The sequence below is a fragment of the Streptococcus suis genome, assembly GCA_002831545.1.
GTDB classification, from domain to species: Bacteria; Bacillota; Bacilli; order Lactobacillales; family Streptococcaceae; genus Streptococcus; species Streptococcus suis_P.
On sequence record CP025095.1, the window covers coordinates 2,603,407 to 2,618,330 of the forward strand.

Consider the following 14,924-nt stretch of genomic DNA (forward strand, 5'->3'; position numbering starts at 1 on the left):
CTCCTAATACCTCGGATATGGGTAAAATTCCCCTTCCGCCAAGTCTGCTCTGCCTTTTTCAAAGGCCTCGCTATCCCAAGCAATCGCAAATTCTTGGGCTTCTGGGTCCGCCAAAAAGTCCATGAGGTCATCTAGGCCTTGGTCTGCGGTGTCCTTGAGAAAGCTTGCAAAATAGGTCAGAAACTCTGCTGAAAAGCCCTTCTTGGCGTCAAATGGCAGAGCGACCAGATAGTCTTCCTCGTCAAAGCGAGACTTGTCCTGGTTGTAGAAAAGGACATACTCCTCCAGGAAAATATCCTCAGAAGACGCATTGCCTTCGTCGTCCACCGTTTCGATCCCAGCCACATTTTGCGCTTCCAAGATAAACGCCAACTCAACAGCATGATTTTTCTTGTCCCAGTTGAGCTCATAATCATAAGTAAAATGTTTGTTCAGTGCCGCCTCCAGCACATCTAAAAAGCCATGTTTTGCCATTCTATTTCCTCTTTTCTATATAGTCTTTTAGTTTACTTTTAGTACTAGGCAACGAGCTGTAGGCTGTACTGAAGTACGGCAAAGCGAGTTAACGACGTAATAAAAGAAAAACTAAATGACGATAAATTCCAATAAATTTATTTCTCGACCGTATTTGACGGAAGCCCGTTTGTCTTTCTCCAAAATGGACTTGGTTAAATCTAGTTGATTTACCGCTGCTAAGGCTACAGCATAGTGAATAACGTCAGCTAATTCTTCTGCCAAACGAGCAGAGCTGTCTTCTTCGCCGTCCATCATCTTGCGGCCTGCACGCTTGTTCAGCAGCTCTGCCACTTCACCAATTTCTTCCACTAATTTCATAAAGAGACTTTGCTCGGGAACTGTCGTCCCATAGTGGTCACGCAAGTATTCTTCCAAAACACTCACCGTCAACTCCGCCATCTTCGTTTCTCTCCAAATCCTAAAATTGTAGTATAATGATTATACCATAAATGTACTGAAAGGAAGTCTATGCCAGCCAATCTCGCTCTTCGTATGCGGCCCAAATCCATTGATGAAGTCATCGGTCAGGAGCACCTAGTCGGTCCTGGAAAGATTATCCGCCGCATGATCGATGCCAATATGCTGTCGTCCATGATTCTCTACGGTCCGCCAGGGATTGGCAAGACCTCAATTGCGTCCGCAATTGCTGGTACGACCAAGTATGCCTTTCGGACCTTTAATGCTACGACCGACAACCAAAAACGCCTGCAGGAAATCGCTGAAGAGGCTAAGTTTTCTGGCGGTCTGGTTCTCCTGCTCGATGAAATCCACCGCCTCAACAAAACCAAGCAGGACTTCCTACTTCCTCTTTTGGAAAATGGCAATATCATCATGATTGGAGCGACGACAGAAAATCCATTTTTCTCTATTTTGCCTGCCATTCGCAGTCGGGTGCAGATTTTTGAATTGCAACCTTTGCAAACCAGCCACATCCGACAGGCTTTAGAACTGGCTCTGACAGACAGCGAACGTGGTTTTGACTTCCCTATCACCATTGAGCCTGAGGCTCTGGACTTTCTAGCAAATGCGACCAATGGTGACCTCCGTGCTGCCTACAATTCGCTGGAACTGGCTGTACTTTCTACCAAGGAAAGCGAGGGCGGACGCCATATCGACTTGGACGCTGTGGAAAATAGCCTGCAAAAGTCCTACATCAGCATGGACAAGAACGGCGATGCCCACTACGACATCCTCTCCGCCCTGCAAAAATCCATTCGAGGTAGCGATGTCAATGCCAGCCTCCACTACGCAGCTCGTTTGATTGAGGCCGAAGACCTACCTAGCCTGGCCCGTCGCTTGACGGTCATTGCCTACGAAGACATCGGCTTGGCCAATCCAGAGGCTCAGATTCATACGGTGACTGCACTTGAAGCGGCCCAGAAAATCGGATTTCCAGAGGCACGGATTTTGATTGCCAACGTGGTCGTTGATTTGGCTCTTTCTCCCAAGTCCAATTCTGCCTATCTGGCTATGGATGCAGCTCTGGCTGATTTGCGGAAAAACGGTCACCTGCCCATCCCAAATCATCTGCGGGACGGTCACTATGCTGGAAGTAAGGAGCTGGGAAATGCTATTGGCTACCAGTATCCGCATGCCTATCCTGAGAAATGGGTGGACCAACAATACCTGCCTGATAAGTTACTAGCTGCGGACTACTTCACCGCCAACAACACCGGAAAATACGAGCGTGCCTTGGGCATGACCCAAGAAAAAATTAAGCAGCTAAAACAAAACAAGAAAAAAAGTTGATACCGTTTTCATTTTTTGCCAATTTTCTCTTGATTTTTTTTTAAAATGTGGTAATATTAAATCATAAATAAGAACTGCTGTGGTATACGAATTCATACCTATGTGTTGACCGACTATTTTTGTATTACTAGGGAGACAAAGATCTTTTGGCAGTATGCAGGCTGGCACACCCAGAAGCAACTAAGTCAGAAACACGTCACCCACCTGCTTCTAGCGTGCGGGATCAATACAATCTTTGAATAACCGGTACCAATACAGCATTTTTATTTTTTACCTTCCTTAGCTCAGCTGGCAGAGCAGCGGACTCTTAATCCGTGGGTCGTAGGTTCGATCCCTACAGGGAGGATATTGGTTGATATGAGGAAAGTCTTGATTTATCAAGGCTTTTTCTCGTTTTTTGAGAGAATTGGTCAAAATTTGGTCAAAGACTGATTTTCTTATATCTTTCTCCAGTATTCAACAGTTCTCTAATTTCTTTATGTCCTTCTTTTTCAATCTCTTGTAATAAATGACCGTAAGTTTCAATCAGTTGTGAAATATCTTTATGACCAAGTATTTTTGATACCACCCAAATATCAATTTTTTCAGCCAACAAGTAACTTCCATAACTATGCCTTCCACTATAAGCTGTCAATTTATAGTCATAACCAATATCTTTTAATAGTCTTTTTAAGTATTTACTTATTGCAGTACTTGTAGGAACTCCATGTAGCCAGTCAAAAAAGACTAAATTCTCAGAATTAATAACACCTTTTTCAGCGAGCATTCTTTCCTGATTATTTTGGAGATGCTTTAAAATTGTTGCCAAATCATTACTCATTGGAACAGATCTAACCGCCCATTTATTTTTCGGAGGATAAAATTTATTTTTATCACCAGAATATCTTCGATAGGTTTTTATTTCCATATTTTCAAAATCAATATCTGGCCAACAAACTGCTGCTCCTTCACCAGGGCGAAATCCCGTTGTAAAATATAAATACAATAAACAAGGTGTTACAGAATTAGATTCAAAAATTCGTTTCTTCAAAGCAATCAATAAATTCTCATAAGCAACTATGCTCCCAATATGCTTATCTTCTGGCTTTTTTCTACTCGTTTCGCCTTCAAATTTAATACCTTCTGTAAAATCAGTAATTAGAGCCCCATCACGTTGAGCCATTAAAATTACTTCTTTGACCACTTTATTAAATCGTCTTACTTGGTCTACTAAAACTCTACTACAATAATCATTGATAAATTGTTGATATTTACTATGTGATATTTTTGTTACTACTACATCATCAAAATATTCTTTTATCACCTTACCTCTTTGAACGTGCTTATCTTTAGAAGATTGTGATAACTTGCTCGGAACAATTATTAACTCATACCATTTTTCCCATAATTCGTACAGAGTTGCTTTTGGAGTAAATACATTACTTAAAAGTAGCTTGCGTTCAACATCAGTAGCCTCATAGCTGGCTTCTTTTTTTGTTTTAAAACCTGAATTACTAGCAATGACTATTCCATTTTTATCAAATACCCTATAATCCCACGTCTTATTTTTTCCTCTTTTTCTATACGATATTGACATTTTTCTCCTTTCTTAATCAAGGAGTTTATCCCTGATAGTATATCATATTTACTTAAACAATAATATTGACGCAAAATTTTCTTCAAAATATTTCCGAGTTTTACTTGCCAAAAATCTATATGGACTGCCTTTACCTGATGGATATAAGACGAATCCATCTTTATTTTGTTCAATATCTATCTCACTTTTAAACCTTGGATTTAACAGAATATCGTTAATCAATGTACTCCGACTAACCGATAATAGTTCTAACACATCATCAACAACCCACCATTTTCCCTCTTCAGTTTTTGAAAGTAACTGTAAATACTCATCTTTATCAACTACTACCAAATTTTCTGGAATAGGAATTGAAACATTAAAAACTTGACTCTGTTTTACATCTCTTCTCTCTAATAACGCTACCATTTATTACTCCTTTCAATTTCCGAACAAAATCCTTTCCTGGAACGCCCGAATTCGCAAACAACTCCGAACTATTTTTCTTCTGCAGTCCCAGGGAACATGTTGTTTATCCGAACTTTTAGCTTTAATAAAAAATAGCAGGCCACGTGACCTGCTTATTATTTTTCATTTTCCTTTCTTATTTTCCAATAACATAACTTAATGTTTTTGCTGTATTTCCGTCAATCACGCGATAGTTAATGACTCCTAATCCCTGTATATTACTTTCAGAAATCAAGATTGAGCCGTCTGTTTTTACATCTTCCACAAACACAACATGTCCGTACTTTGGATCAGAAATCAATTCCCCTGGTCCAAAAGATATTGCAGAATGTTTAGTAGGAACATTTGTCACCACATAACCTGCCTTATGTTTCCAATCAGCACCATTCCCCATATACGGATCAAATGTTATACCAAATTCTCTCGCCCTGTTAAATACAAACCACGTGCACTGCCCATAAGGGTATGATTGAGCTATATATCCTGTTGTATTAATTGGTTTATCCAAAGAATATCCTGATGGCAACTCTAACGTAATTGTTCCAGGATTAACATTTGCTGTACCTATAATCCGATTTACACTTGCAGGTGCAGATGGCGTTCCTCCATGTTCATCAATCCACTTGTCCAAGTCCGCCATAACTTGGGCACGCTTTTTTCCAGAACCTGAAGTATCAGTAAAGTATACACCACCATCAACAGCGACATTCAATGTACCATTAGAGTACTTGATTGCTTTATCATCTTGTATCTTAAAGGTCTCATTTTTATTAGCCTTTAAATTTTGATTCGCAAGACTGACAACTGCTGTTTCATCGTTAAACTGAATTGCATTTTCAGGGTTACTATCAAATGCTCCAAAACCAAACATATTTGCACCTGGTAATGTAGCCACTCCAGCAGTACCAAACGATGATTCCATCATCGCAATTGCTACAATAGCCCTCACATCGACATCAGACGACCTTTCCCATTGTAGTAACAAGCGTCCATTGATTCGGCTTCTATCATAATTTATCCCAGTAGATTCTAAAAATCCATCTAGTTGCTCTGCTTTTATCCCATATCGTTTAACGAATAAATTGTGAGTATAAGGATCACCTGTAGACCAATGAGCTGCATACTCCCCACTCGAAGCACTACCATTTGATAAAATCGTACTCGTTAACGTTAGTAGTAAAAACAAAGAAAAGAGAATAGGGAATCCTGCTACGGTTATTAAGAATACCGCTATTCTTTTTCTATTCTTTTTCATCATTTTTTGAACTTATTCTTGAACCACTGCAAAATCACTTTTTTCTTATGAGCTAATAAAGTCATTAGCAAAATAATCACTCCTAAAACGATAAGGATAACTGACATTTCTTCGCCAGTATTCGGCAAAACTTTCAGTTGACCATCATTCGTTTTTAATGCTACTGTGCCATCAGACTGTTTAACAGCACCAATTTCTTCTGCTCTTTTTACCACCATCCCTGCTTCTGTTTGAACTACTACATTTCCATCTTGTGTACTCACTACTACATGACCAGTATTGGTAACAATTGGTACTTCAATAACCGGATCAGTAATAGGTTTAGCTTGTCCAGTTGAGGATACTCCTGTATTCTCTTCTGCTTTCTTGATTTCTTCTACAACTGGTTCTTCTTTATCACCAGGAGTTTCAGTAATTGGCTCTGTTGGGACACTAGGTTGACTAGGATCTGTGATAATGCCAGAACCGCTATCAGATGGCTGAGTAGGAACAGTTGCATCACCGTCACCTACAATTGTTCCTGAATCATCTATTGGCGTTTCTGAACTTGGTTCACTTGGTTGACTAGGCTCTGTGATAATACCTGAACCACTATCAGATGGCTGAGTAGGAACAGTTGCATCAGTATCACCTACAACTGTACCTGAGTCATCTACAGACGACTCAACAACTGTTTCTGCGGGTCCAACAATAACACTTGATTCCTCTGCTAGAACTGTTGTAGTCGGTAACAACATACTAGACATCATTAATACGTTAATAATTTTTCGTTTATTCATTTACGTTTCCTTTCTGATTTTCGCAGTTTTGATAATGTTTGATTTTCTTTTATTCTATATTCCTTAAACCCTGTAGGTTTTAAACTTCTACTTGATTTTATTTGCCTGCTTTGTTGCAACCGCTTTTTAGTTGATTGATTATATGCCTTTTGTGACGCTAACCTATCTGATTCATTCTTAGATAATTCAGTCTGATAAGCACGCTCTCGCATGGCATATTCCCTAAATCCACTATTAACTCCATCCCTCATTTGACGATGCCCAAGCAAACGTTCTTTGGTCTCTTGATTATGCTTGCGAACCTTATAGCCCAAAGATTGATTTTTCTTATCCTGAGCAATTTGTAAATTCCTTTCACTGGATTCACGCAATTCTTTATGATCTGGATGCTTATAACTACCTTTTAAACCTTCTGCTTGTAAATGTTGTGCTTTGCCTACTAATCTATGTTTTACACTAGACAATCTAGAACCAACATCTCCCAACGTAGACTTGTATAACCCTACAGTATTTGATAGTCCTGGTTGACTTTCTTTTATCTTAGATACGCCTTTGTTTAATAACTTACGTCCTCCTAATTTCATAGCACCTGCCGTCATAGTGAGTCCTACACCTGCAGTAGTCACTCCGTTCCGCCCCATTCGTCTAGTAACTCCTTGAACTGTTTTTAGACGCTTCATCGCATTATTAGAAGCCTTATCTTTTAAGTAATTTCCTGCACCTGAAATTCGTCTTGTCACATTATTTGACAACTGAGATACACGATTAGCAGTTAAGATTGACAAAATGAAATCACGTTGTTTCCAAAGAAAATAAAGAACAAGAACTTTTGAAAAAGCTATGAGTAATGGATTGCCTGGAAAAATTGTTGTAATAATTTCATTCAAAAGACTATATAGCCATAAAAACATAATAGAACCCAACGTAAAGAGCCCAGATGCCATAATAAAGCCAAATAGTTTTTTAAAGAAATTAAATAAAATATTTTCTAGAGTTGGTATCATAGATAGAATCGCAATAAATCCAGATAAACCTAACATCAATATAATCATAAGTCGAGTAGAGAAGGATGCCACTGCAAATACATCTAAAATAATACCCATAATCAAACTATCAATCACACTTACAAATGCATATGTAAATTTCTTCCCCCATTGACCTGCAAGCATAGGATAGTTTACCTTATCTTTCTCTCCAACATAATCATAAATATATTTTTCACCAACTTTAAATTCTTTATCCCCAGAATCGTATTTAAGGAGTATTTTTAAATCTTCCTCATTTGGAGAAAACGTGACCTTTCCATCAACCTCTGTCGCTTCTGCATTTAGATACTTGTATGATTCCCATACAGCCATCTTAAAGTACTGATTCAGAACTACACTTGTATCTCCCTGCTTTAAACTAGCAACTTTTGTTTCAGAAAGTCCTGCAATTTCTGTAGTTATTGTATTTATACCTATATAGATATTCTTCAACACATATTGACCATTATCTGCCTTCATGAAAATCGAGCTACTCAAACCAAATACAAGTAATAATTTCAACAATGTTTTTACAAAACTACCATTTTTCACAAAAAAGATATATGCAACATAAAGAGCTATAAAAACGCCAATAAAACTTAATAAGCCAAACTGCCCCCTAGGGGCAAGAGCAGAATAAATCTGTGCTCCAATGTCTAGTGCAATAGTGATATATTTATCAAATCCATCTGTCGTAGACAACTGTTCATAAATTTTGGCACATACAAAGAATATTATTTTAGTAAGCCAAAAAATGGCTTGTACCAGGCTGTTAATCAGATAAGCTGTCTTATCTCCAAAACCAATAAATTCTGATGGAACCCACAATTTACTCGTGTATCTATCTAGCTGTTCTATACCTGTCTTATAAGAAGTATCGTCTGCATAAACAATTTTATTCCCAAATAGAAACAAGGTTGAAATAAATAGTTGAAAAGCTATACATTTTTTCTTCCACTTTTCTCTCATTATTCCTCCTCGTAAAATAAGTTTATGGGGATTTTTCAACCCCAAATTTTTAACAATTGTAATAACATTAACTTGACTATTGCAAGGTTTTCCAGAACAATAGAGTCATGGAATGGACTCACGGTTGTTTCTTTTCCTCCTTGTTGCTTAGACTTCATTTTAAAGTCTGTTACCCAAGCGTTGTTCCTACTTCCAACACACTAACTGTTTCCATTACGCTCACTTCTGTACGTAGTAGCGTACAGGCGGCAGGTGAGCTTGTGATTAGAATTCTCTTATGCGAGGCTGTTGGTCCAACGTGTTTCTGGGGAACCTTACAGTAGTCAAGAAACTTTCCAAATACAAATGAAAGGAGAACTTCCAAATGAAATGTTTTGTCGGTTTAGACGTTAGCTCTACCAAATTAGATGTCTGTATCATGCTTAGTGATACAACAACTCCCTTTACAGCTTCTCTTACCAATGACCTAGTAGGTGCTTCTGAAATCAAGAAACAAATTCTTGAACTCAATGACTCCTATTCATTTGAACGCATCGTCATTGGTATGGAAGCCACCAGTCTCTACAGCTTTCACCCTGCCATGTTCTTTCATGAAGACAGCGACTTGAAAGCTCTAAAGGTTGAGGTCATGGTCGAACAGCCCAATAAGATTAAGAAATACCGGGAAGCCTTTGAAGAAAACAAGAATGATACCCTTGATGCCTTCTATATTGCCGATTATTTCCGTATCGAGCGATTCTCACCTGCTTTTCTCAAGGAAGAGAAATACATGGCGCTCCAGCACTTGACCAGAACCAGGCTTCAACTCATTGAGCAGTTGACCAAGACCAAGCAGCACTTTATTGAGAATATCTACTACAAGTGCAATACCTTATCAACTGAAATCAAGAATGAGAACCTCTCAACCAATCTCTGGTCTAGCACAATCATCTCTCTTATGACAGAAGACTACTCCCTAGACGAATTAGCCACTATTGCTCTCGAAGATCTGGCAGAATTTCTCCAGAAACTAGGAAGAGGACGATTCAAAGCTCCTGAAAAGCTAGCGAAAGCTATTCAAGCGGCCATTCGTGGTTCTTATCGTCTCTCTAAACTCCAACAGGATTCTGTCAATGTCATTCTTGGGCTATTAGCTCGAGAAATCAGAAATCTGGAACAAATGATTAAGGATATTGATAAAGCTATTGAAGACATGGTAGAAGTCATTCCCGAATACCAGTGTTTAACTTCTGTGCCTGGTGTTGGTAAAGTTTACGCTGCAGGAATTATCGCTGAAATTGGACAGATTGAGCGATTTAAAGATCATCCTCAAGTCGCTAAATATGCAGGATTGAATTGGAAACAGTATCAATCTGGGAACACTAACTCTCAAAATACGGAACTTGTAAAACGAGGCAATCGCTATCTTCGCTATTACTTGGTTGAAGCCGCCAACTCGGTGAGGCGACATGACAGTGAGTATCAAACCTTTTACATGAAGAAGTATCAAGAAGTTCCTAAACATCAACACAAACGAGCCATCGTCTTAACCGCTAGAAAATTTGTGCGTCTGGTGGATGCGCTACTACGCAACCGCCAACTCTATACGCCACCAAGGAGGCTTATGGAAGATAAGTGATTATCGGCACATGTCCTTGGATAAGCTGGCGAAAAAAGCGTTTTTCGCTAGGTGTTTTTAGTGCACCCTTTTGTCTAGAAAATCATCTAAAAATTAATCAACTTTCTATTGACTTTTTACCACTAGACTCTATGCAACTGACTGAAGTTTAGTTTCAACAGTATCAAAGAGTTCTGCAATCTCAGGAAACATACCATCAACCGTGATACGTTCTTTCCGTCCAAAGGTATCGAAATAGATACATTGACCTGTCGTCATGTTCCCTATCCAAGAACGTGTCTCTTTCGTTTTTACAATCTTTAAGTAATCCAAAACAGCATCAATTTCTGTTTTTTCCAAAAATGCAAAAACTGTACCGAATCCTGTTGAATCATCCGTCGTCGCTAAATCATGCACAGATTGAGTGATATAAACCATGAAGTTATTGAATGAGCGTCCAATACGTTTCAATTCCATCAGAATAGAACGACCCACTGAAGTAGAATTGAAAAACCAGGCTTCATCAAAAAATAAGATAGTCTCTTCTGACTTATCCCTTTCGCCAAATCGTTTGCAGAAATAACCAAGTGCATACATGACCGTCAATGATTTTTGTTGAGTCTTAGTCAATTCATGATTGGTGCCTGCTTTAGGTAAGTCCAATCCAGTAATTTCTAAGATAGTGACCTTATTATCTAGACTAATAGAATCATTTTGACCATCAGAAAAGCATAATGAAAGAATCGAGTTCTTTACAATACGCTCTAGCAACTTTCCTGCGTTACGTGTTTCTTGTTCTTGACTTTCAGACTGCATATCTTCAAAAACATGTTGCATTCCGACCTTTTGACCTTCTGCACGTTTCTTCATGATTTTATCAATAGACTCTAAATATCCAGCTTGAACGATTGGATTGTTATCTTTTCCAAGTAAGCTATCAATCATTGAATCAGCCAAGTCAACGGCTTCCGCTCCTGTCAAAAATACAATAGGATCTAATACACCATAATTTTCCGGATTTTTAGCATCCAAAGTCACAAAATCAATTGACTCAATATAGCGTTGCAAACTTTCATTCGTTTTATTGTCCCTATGTTTTTCAAGTACTTTCTGGTATTGTTTTCGCATTTCAGCTTTTGGGTCTATATATAAAATCTTTGATTTTAACATAGAATGATACGTAAATAATAACTTTGTCAGAAACGATTTCCCAGTTCCTGTCTCCCCAATAATTGCAACATGAGGATTATTAGTAACTTTACCATCTACCTTTAACTTATTTGCTTGTAATAAGTTTGTATAAACAGGATTGTTGCTAGATTGAATAGCTGTTTGATAATCTCCCTGCCACGATGCAATTTGATTATCTACACGTCCAATATAAAAACCTACATCAGTCCCTACTTTTCGAGTAATAAAAAAGAGGTTCTCACAAAATGCCTCCAATGTCATTGACTGTATAAAGTTTTTATCTGCAGTATCTAGTACATTTCCAATCATATTCTTATAAAACAAATATAATTGATCTGCATTCGCACGAACAACACCTATTCCCATCTGATTCAAATGACTTGATAAAATTTCAAATCGCGACTTTATATCCTCAATAGATTCCCCTGTAATAATCAAAGTATTGAGATACGAAACCATAGGCTCGTCTTCATCAAATCGTTCCTGAATATCTTCTAAAAGGAAGCGACTACGGATAACAGAAGTCTTTTGAACGGTGTCAGTTTCGTCGGCTTCTTCCATTGTATTTTTCAATCGTTGACGAGCCCTGGTAGCCTTACCAAGTAAACTGAAAACTCCTTTAGGTAAACTGAACTGAGTCAAATAACTTACCTCTACTGGAAATGGCAAGGTTTGAATTTCTTCTTGTAAATGGATATAAGACACGTTTTCTGGCAATTTATCCAATGGCAACATAGCTATATAAGATGCCTTATCAAAGTTACTCAATTTCATCACATTCACATGCTCAAACTCAACATTTACGTCATCAAGATTTTCAATGGATGATTCTACCATTTCTATTTCAAAATCCTTCTCATATTCCATTCCACGCAAATATTGAAGTCGATTGATAAAGATATTCTCTTCAGTATCAAGAGGTCGTGCTTCTAGCAAGCTTACTGCATTATCCAGCACTTCTTTTTGATTTTTATACTTATCATACCAATTAACAGGCAAAGCTTCTCCAAATCCAAAATATGACAAAGCTTTATTTCTAACCGTTTGATAAGATTGATTCAGTACTGATTTTAAATCCACCGATACATGTATTGACTTCAATGGTACTACTAAATAATACTTATATTCAAACACCTCTCTAAGTGATGATTTTAAGTTATACACCATGCTATTTAAAACTTCATCAGCTAATTCATTTATTGGACTTTCCCAATCAATATCCAATGATAATTTATAAAACTTACTCAACAATTCCTGATTAACTGGTATCATACGTATATTGAAATCATTATAAGTACGTAAATTTGACAAAGCTGAAAATACCAATTGTTTAAAATCTTCTTTTGCTTCATCATCAACCGAATTAATAACTTTAGATGGTATACGATAAATTGCTGAAACACTACCATCCTTTTTTAAAATAAGGTTATCATGAATATCCCAAATTGCTGACTGTCTAACTTGATCATCAACACCAATTGTTGTTAATAGACTCATTTCTCACCCATCTTTCTTGGAATAGGTTTAGTGTAAACCTGTCCCTTATTTATATACTGACTTTTCGATTTTTGACCGTGATTAAAATAGAACAATAGATAATCTTTTATATAGATAACTACACTTTTCCCATCTAATACCATCTCAGATAGAAAGGCAGAGGCATTTAATGATAACATTGTAATGCCTATCCCTCTCAAACCTATAGGAAATGATGAAAACAGTTTATCAAGCAATATCCACAATAACCCAAAAATCAGAATGAAATATACAACTCTTGAAAATTTGATTGGTTGTTTCAATGAAAAGTCATCATTAAATTTCTGAATCCAATATGGCTGACTCAAAGCTTGTTTATAAGAATACAGTTTCTTATCTTCACGCTTTTCTGTTTCTTTCATATCCTATCCTTTCTTAAAAAGCACGGCCAAAAATATTAGCAACCCAATCGAATACTGTTGTTGGGTTCTTCACAAAATAATAAGCAGCTCCACCTAACAAGATTGCCATCACTGCATTCCCAATTTTTTGTTCTTTAACTGCATTAATAGCTTTCCATGATGCAAAACCTGCAATAATCCATACAGCAACATCCGTCACAAACCAATCAAACAATGCCTTCATTTATCTTCTCCTATTTACTATAGTTCACTGGAATCACATGTTCCAACTTTTCTACAAAAAAGCTTCCATCATCTTTTTCTTTAATATAAAATGTAAAATTCTCACTATGAGTTGTTCCTGCAATCTCAAACGTTGCTTGAACATAAGCCATAATATTTCCATCAGTACCAATTTTAAAATATGTATAATCAAGTGACTTAAAAATTTCCCCATTAACGGATTTGACTCCTTTGGAAATAACATCTAAGTTCTCCTGACTGGTAGTATAGTTATTAAAGAATAGATTAATGAATGACGTAAGTGTTTCTCTATCTTCATCAGTCACATCATCGGCATCTGCTAAAACTAATACCGCTTCCTTACTTACTTCACGGGCTTTCAAATCATTAACAGCTTGAAAAAACGGTAAACCTGAAACATAATATTGACCATCCTTACCACCGTAAGGAACACCGAACAAAACTGTCACACGTTGTTTATTATCCGAACCTGTTTCATAAGTAACACGGTAAACTGCAATATTATCTTTTATTTCCATTAATTTTGACTGCACCAATGTTGTCGGAAGTTTTGACTGACCCTGTGTTCGTACTTCTGGCTCTGAATTATAGAACTTTGCTAATTCTTCTGCCTGTTCCAATTGTTTGGTGGTATCCTCGCTAACTGAAAAATATGCTAAGATATAACTTTCTAAAAAAGCATGTAAACGATAATCTACATCATCCGTTTTTACTTGTTCAACTGCAATAGGAGTAACAATTTCATCTTTCCTTATAGAATTACTAATACCCAAATATAGCACCAGCGGAACAATCACTAAAATAGCCATCAGTCCAAATAGAAAATAACTATCCATTCGTTTCTGACTTATCATTTTCACTTCCAACTTCTCTTTTTTCTTTCGCACAGGCAAAAAATTAAAAGAGATTTTTTTCTTTTTTGTCTCCATTTCTCTCCTTACTACTTAAAAACATTTGCAACATAATTACCATTAATAAAGACCTCTATTCGTGAAAGACTAAAGGTTCCTTTTTTGAAATAACAGAATAGGCACTCAAATCGTTCATTCTCATTTTCAAAAACTCTATGAGTTCGCATCATACTGCCAACAGAAAGTTTTTCTAACATTTGCTTATTCTCTTCCAAATATATTGAAACAAATTTGCATACCTTAGCCGATAGTAAACCCGTATCTGGAACTAACATTTCAACTTGCATCTTTATCTACTCTCCAATAAAAACCTCTACTTGTATTTAATAAATCTCCACGATCAATAAAGGCATACATAAAATTAACCCAAGATTTTGTCTGAAAGAAGATTTTTACCAATACATCACTATCATAATAATCAGCAACCTTTGACATGGTCTCTACTTCATCCTTTGATAGAAATGTATACCGATTAGACAATATTTCAGAAAAAGCTACTCGTTTTTTTAACAAGTAGCTTACCAAATATGCATCTCCTTCATAAACATCATTTACCAATTTCAATAAACGATATGCTTCTGGCAAGGATATGTTGCAATCAACAGCCCAATCATCTATACGAACAATTATCAATGTAGAATGATAATCATGTCCGTACTCGACCATACGTTGGCGAATATCTTCTTCACTGAATCGTGCTAAATCAATCAATTTTGGTAAAGTATGCCCAATGCCTTTGTCATGGAAACGAACTTTTACCAACATTAT

General features: G+C 37.1%; 15 protein-coding genes, 1 tRNA gene and 1 other RNA gene. 4 read left to right on the top strand and 13 right to left on the bottom strand.

The window, feature by feature from the left end; genetic code table 11:
• Positions 1-3: 3 nt before the first annotated feature.
• Both CWM22_12775 and CWM22_12780 read right to left on the bottom strand, forming a co-directional pair.
• Entirely contained in the window at positions 4-474 is a 471-nt protein-coding gene (locus tag CWM22_12775; protein ID AUC92704.1) for a DUF3013 domain-containing protein, read from the bottom strand.
• A gap of 111 nt (positions 475-585) precedes the next feature.
• On the bottom strand, positions 586-915 hold the full coding sequence (locus tag CWM22_12780) for a nucleotide pyrophosphohydrolase (GenBank protein ID AUC92705.1): 330 nt from the start codon (positions 913-915) through the stop codon (positions 586-588).
• A gap of 69 nt (positions 916-984) precedes the next feature.
• Here CWM22_12780 and CWM22_12785 point away from each other — a divergent pair, with 69 nt between their 5' ends.
• The 3 genes from CWM22_12785 (at position 985) to CWM22_12795 (ending at position 2,611) form a co-directional block, all read left to right on the top strand.
• Entirely contained in the window at positions 985-2,265 is a 1,281-nt protein-coding gene (locus CWM22_12785; GenBank protein ID AUC92706.1) for a replication-associated recombination protein A, read from the top strand.
• A gap of 71 nt (positions 2,266-2,336) precedes the next feature.
• Positions 2,337-2,530: non-coding RNA, 6S RNA (ssrS, locus tag CWM22_12790), on the top strand.
• Positions 2,531-2,538: 8 nt separating this feature from the next.
• A tRNA-Lys gene (locus tag CWM22_12795) sits at positions 2,539-2,611 on the top strand.
• Between the two features lie 75 nt (positions 2,612-2,686).
• Here the strand turns inward: CWM22_12795 and CWM22_12800 are convergent.
• The 5 genes from CWM22_12800 to CWM22_12820 form a co-directional block, all read right to left on the bottom strand.
• The gene (locus CWM22_12800; GenBank protein AUC92707.1) at positions 2,687-3,841 is read right to left on the bottom strand and encodes a site-specific integrase; all 1,155 of its coding nucleotides are present in this window, start codon (positions 3,839-3,841) and stop codon (positions 2,687-2,689) included.
• A 48-nt stretch (positions 3,842-3,889) separates the two neighbouring features.
• Positions 3,890-4,249 (bottom strand): DUF771 domain-containing protein, encoded by a 360-nt coding sequence (locus tag CWM22_12805; protein AUC92708.1) that lies wholly within the window; start codon positions 4,247-4,249, stop codon positions 3,890-3,892.
• Between the two features lie 175 nt (positions 4,250-4,424).
• The gene (locus CWM22_12810; protein AUC92909.1) at positions 4,425-5,543 is read right to left on the bottom strand and encodes a CHAP domain-containing protein; all 1,119 of its coding nucleotides are present in this window, start codon (positions 5,541-5,543) and stop codon (positions 4,425-4,427) included.
• The gene (locus CWM22_12815) at positions 5,543-6,280 is read right to left on the bottom strand and encodes a cell surface protein (GenBank protein ID AUC92910.1); all 738 of its coding nucleotides are present in this window, start codon (positions 6,278-6,280) and stop codon (positions 5,543-5,545) included. The genes CWM22_12810 and CWM22_12815 overlap by 1 nt, the downstream gene beginning before the upstream one ends.
• 38 nt (positions 6,281-6,318) lie before the next feature.
• Positions 6,319-8,316 (bottom strand): hypothetical protein, encoded by a 1,998-nt coding sequence (locus CWM22_12820; GenBank protein ID AUC92709.1) that lies wholly within the window; start codon positions 8,314-8,316, stop codon positions 6,319-6,321.
• A 364-nt stretch (positions 8,317-8,680) separates the two neighbouring features.
• On the opposite strand from CWM22_12820, the gene CWM22_12825 reads away from it, so the two are divergent.
• Complete coding sequence (locus tag CWM22_12825; GenBank protein AUC92710.1) at positions 8,681-9,934, top strand: IS110 family transposase; 1,254 nt, start codon at positions 8,681-8,683, stop codon at positions 9,932-9,934.
• Between the two features lie 129 nt (positions 9,935-10,063).
• Here the strand turns inward: CWM22_12825 and CWM22_12830 are convergent, their stop codons facing one another.
• The 6 genes from CWM22_12830 to CWM22_12855 are packed head-to-tail and all read right to left on the bottom strand — an operon-like array spanning position 10,064 to position 14,921.
• On the bottom strand, positions 10,064-12,601 hold the full coding sequence (locus tag CWM22_12830) for a conjugal transfer protein (GenBank protein AUC92711.1): 2,538 nt from the start codon (positions 12,599-12,601) through the stop codon (positions 10,064-10,066).
• On the bottom strand, positions 12,598-13,002 hold the full coding sequence (locus tag CWM22_12835; protein AUC92712.1) for a conjugal transfer protein: 405 nt from the start codon (positions 13,000-13,002) through the stop codon (positions 12,598-12,600). The genes CWM22_12830 and CWM22_12835 overlap by 4 nt, the downstream gene beginning before the upstream one ends.
• Positions 13,003-13,015: 13 nt before the next feature.
• On the bottom strand, positions 13,016-13,225 hold the full coding sequence (locus CWM22_12840; protein AUC92713.1) for a hypothetical protein: 210 nt from the start codon (positions 13,223-13,225) through the stop codon (positions 13,016-13,018).
• Positions 13,226-13,235: 10 nt separating this feature from the next.
• On the bottom strand, positions 13,236-14,174 hold the full coding sequence (locus tag CWM22_12845; protein AUC92714.1) for a hypothetical protein: 939 nt from the start codon (positions 14,172-14,174) through the stop codon (positions 13,236-13,238).
• An 11-nt stretch (positions 14,175-14,185) separates the two neighbouring features.
• Positions 14,186-14,443 (bottom strand): hypothetical protein, encoded by a 258-nt coding sequence (locus CWM22_12850; protein ID AUC92715.1) that lies wholly within the window; start codon positions 14,441-14,443, stop codon positions 14,186-14,188.
• Positions 14,433-14,921 (bottom strand): hypothetical protein, encoded by a 489-nt coding sequence (locus CWM22_12855; protein AUC92716.1) that lies wholly within the window; start codon positions 14,919-14,921, stop codon positions 14,433-14,435. The genes CWM22_12850 and CWM22_12855 overlap by 11 nt, the downstream gene beginning before the upstream one ends.
• Positions 14,922-14,924 lie beyond the last annotated feature (3 nt).

Excerpts from the sequence above, each read along its gene's own strand:
- CWM22_12775 (AUC92704.1), bottom strand. The coding sequence starts at position 474 with ATGGCAAAACATGGCTTTTTAGATGTGCTGGAGGCGGCACTGAACAAA.
- CWM22_12780 (AUC92705.1), bottom strand. The coding sequence starts at position 915 with ATGGCGGAGTTGACGGTGAGTGTTTTGGAAGAATACTTGCGTGACCAC.
- CWM22_12785 (AUC92706.1), top strand. The coding sequence starts at position 985 with ATGCCAGCCAATCTCGCTCTTCGTATGCGGCCCAAATCCATTGATGAA.
- CWM22_12800 (AUC92707.1), bottom strand. The coding sequence starts at position 3,841 with ATGTCAATATCGTATAGAAAAAGAGGAAAAAATAAGACGTGGGATTAT.
- CWM22_12805 (AUC92708.1), bottom strand. The coding sequence starts at position 4,249 with ATGGTAGCGTTATTAGAGAGAAGAGATGTAAAACAGAGTCAAGTTTTT.
- CWM22_12810 (AUC92909.1), bottom strand. The coding sequence starts at position 5,543 with ATGAAAAAGAATAGAAAAAGAATAGCGGTATTCTTAATAACCGTAGCA.
- CWM22_12815 (AUC92910.1), bottom strand. The coding sequence starts at position 6,280 with ATGTTGTTACCGACTACAACAGTTCTAGCAGAGGAATCAAGTGTTATT.
- CWM22_12820 (AUC92709.1), bottom strand. The coding sequence starts at position 8,316 with ATGAGAGAAAAGTGGAAGAAAAAATGTATAGCTTTTCAACTATTTATT.
- CWM22_12825 (AUC92710.1), top strand. The coding sequence starts at position 8,681 with ATGAAATGTTTTGTCGGTTTAGACGTTAGCTCTACCAAATTAGATGTC.
- CWM22_12830 (AUC92711.1), bottom strand. The coding sequence starts at position 12,601 with ATGAGTCTATTAACAACAATTGGTGTTGATGATCAAGTTAGACAGTCA.
- CWM22_12835 (AUC92712.1), bottom strand. The coding sequence starts at position 13,002 with ATGAAAGAAACAGAAAAGCGTGAAGATAAGAAACTGTATTCTTATAAA.
- CWM22_12840 (AUC92713.1), bottom strand. The coding sequence starts at position 13,225 with ATGAAGGCATTGTTTGATTGGTTTGTGACGGATGTTGCTGTATGGATT.
- CWM22_12845 (AUC92714.1), bottom strand. The coding sequence starts at position 14,174 with ATGGAGACAAAAAAGAAAAAAATCTCTTTTAATTTTTTGCCTGTGCGA.
- CWM22_12850 (AUC92715.1), bottom strand. The coding sequence starts at position 14,443 with ATGCAAGTTGAAATGTTAGTTCCAGATACGGGTTTACTATCGGCTAAG.
- CWM22_12855 (AUC92716.1), bottom strand. The coding sequence starts at position 14,921 with ATGTTGGTAAAAGTTCGTTTCCATGACAAAGGCATTGGGCATACTTTA.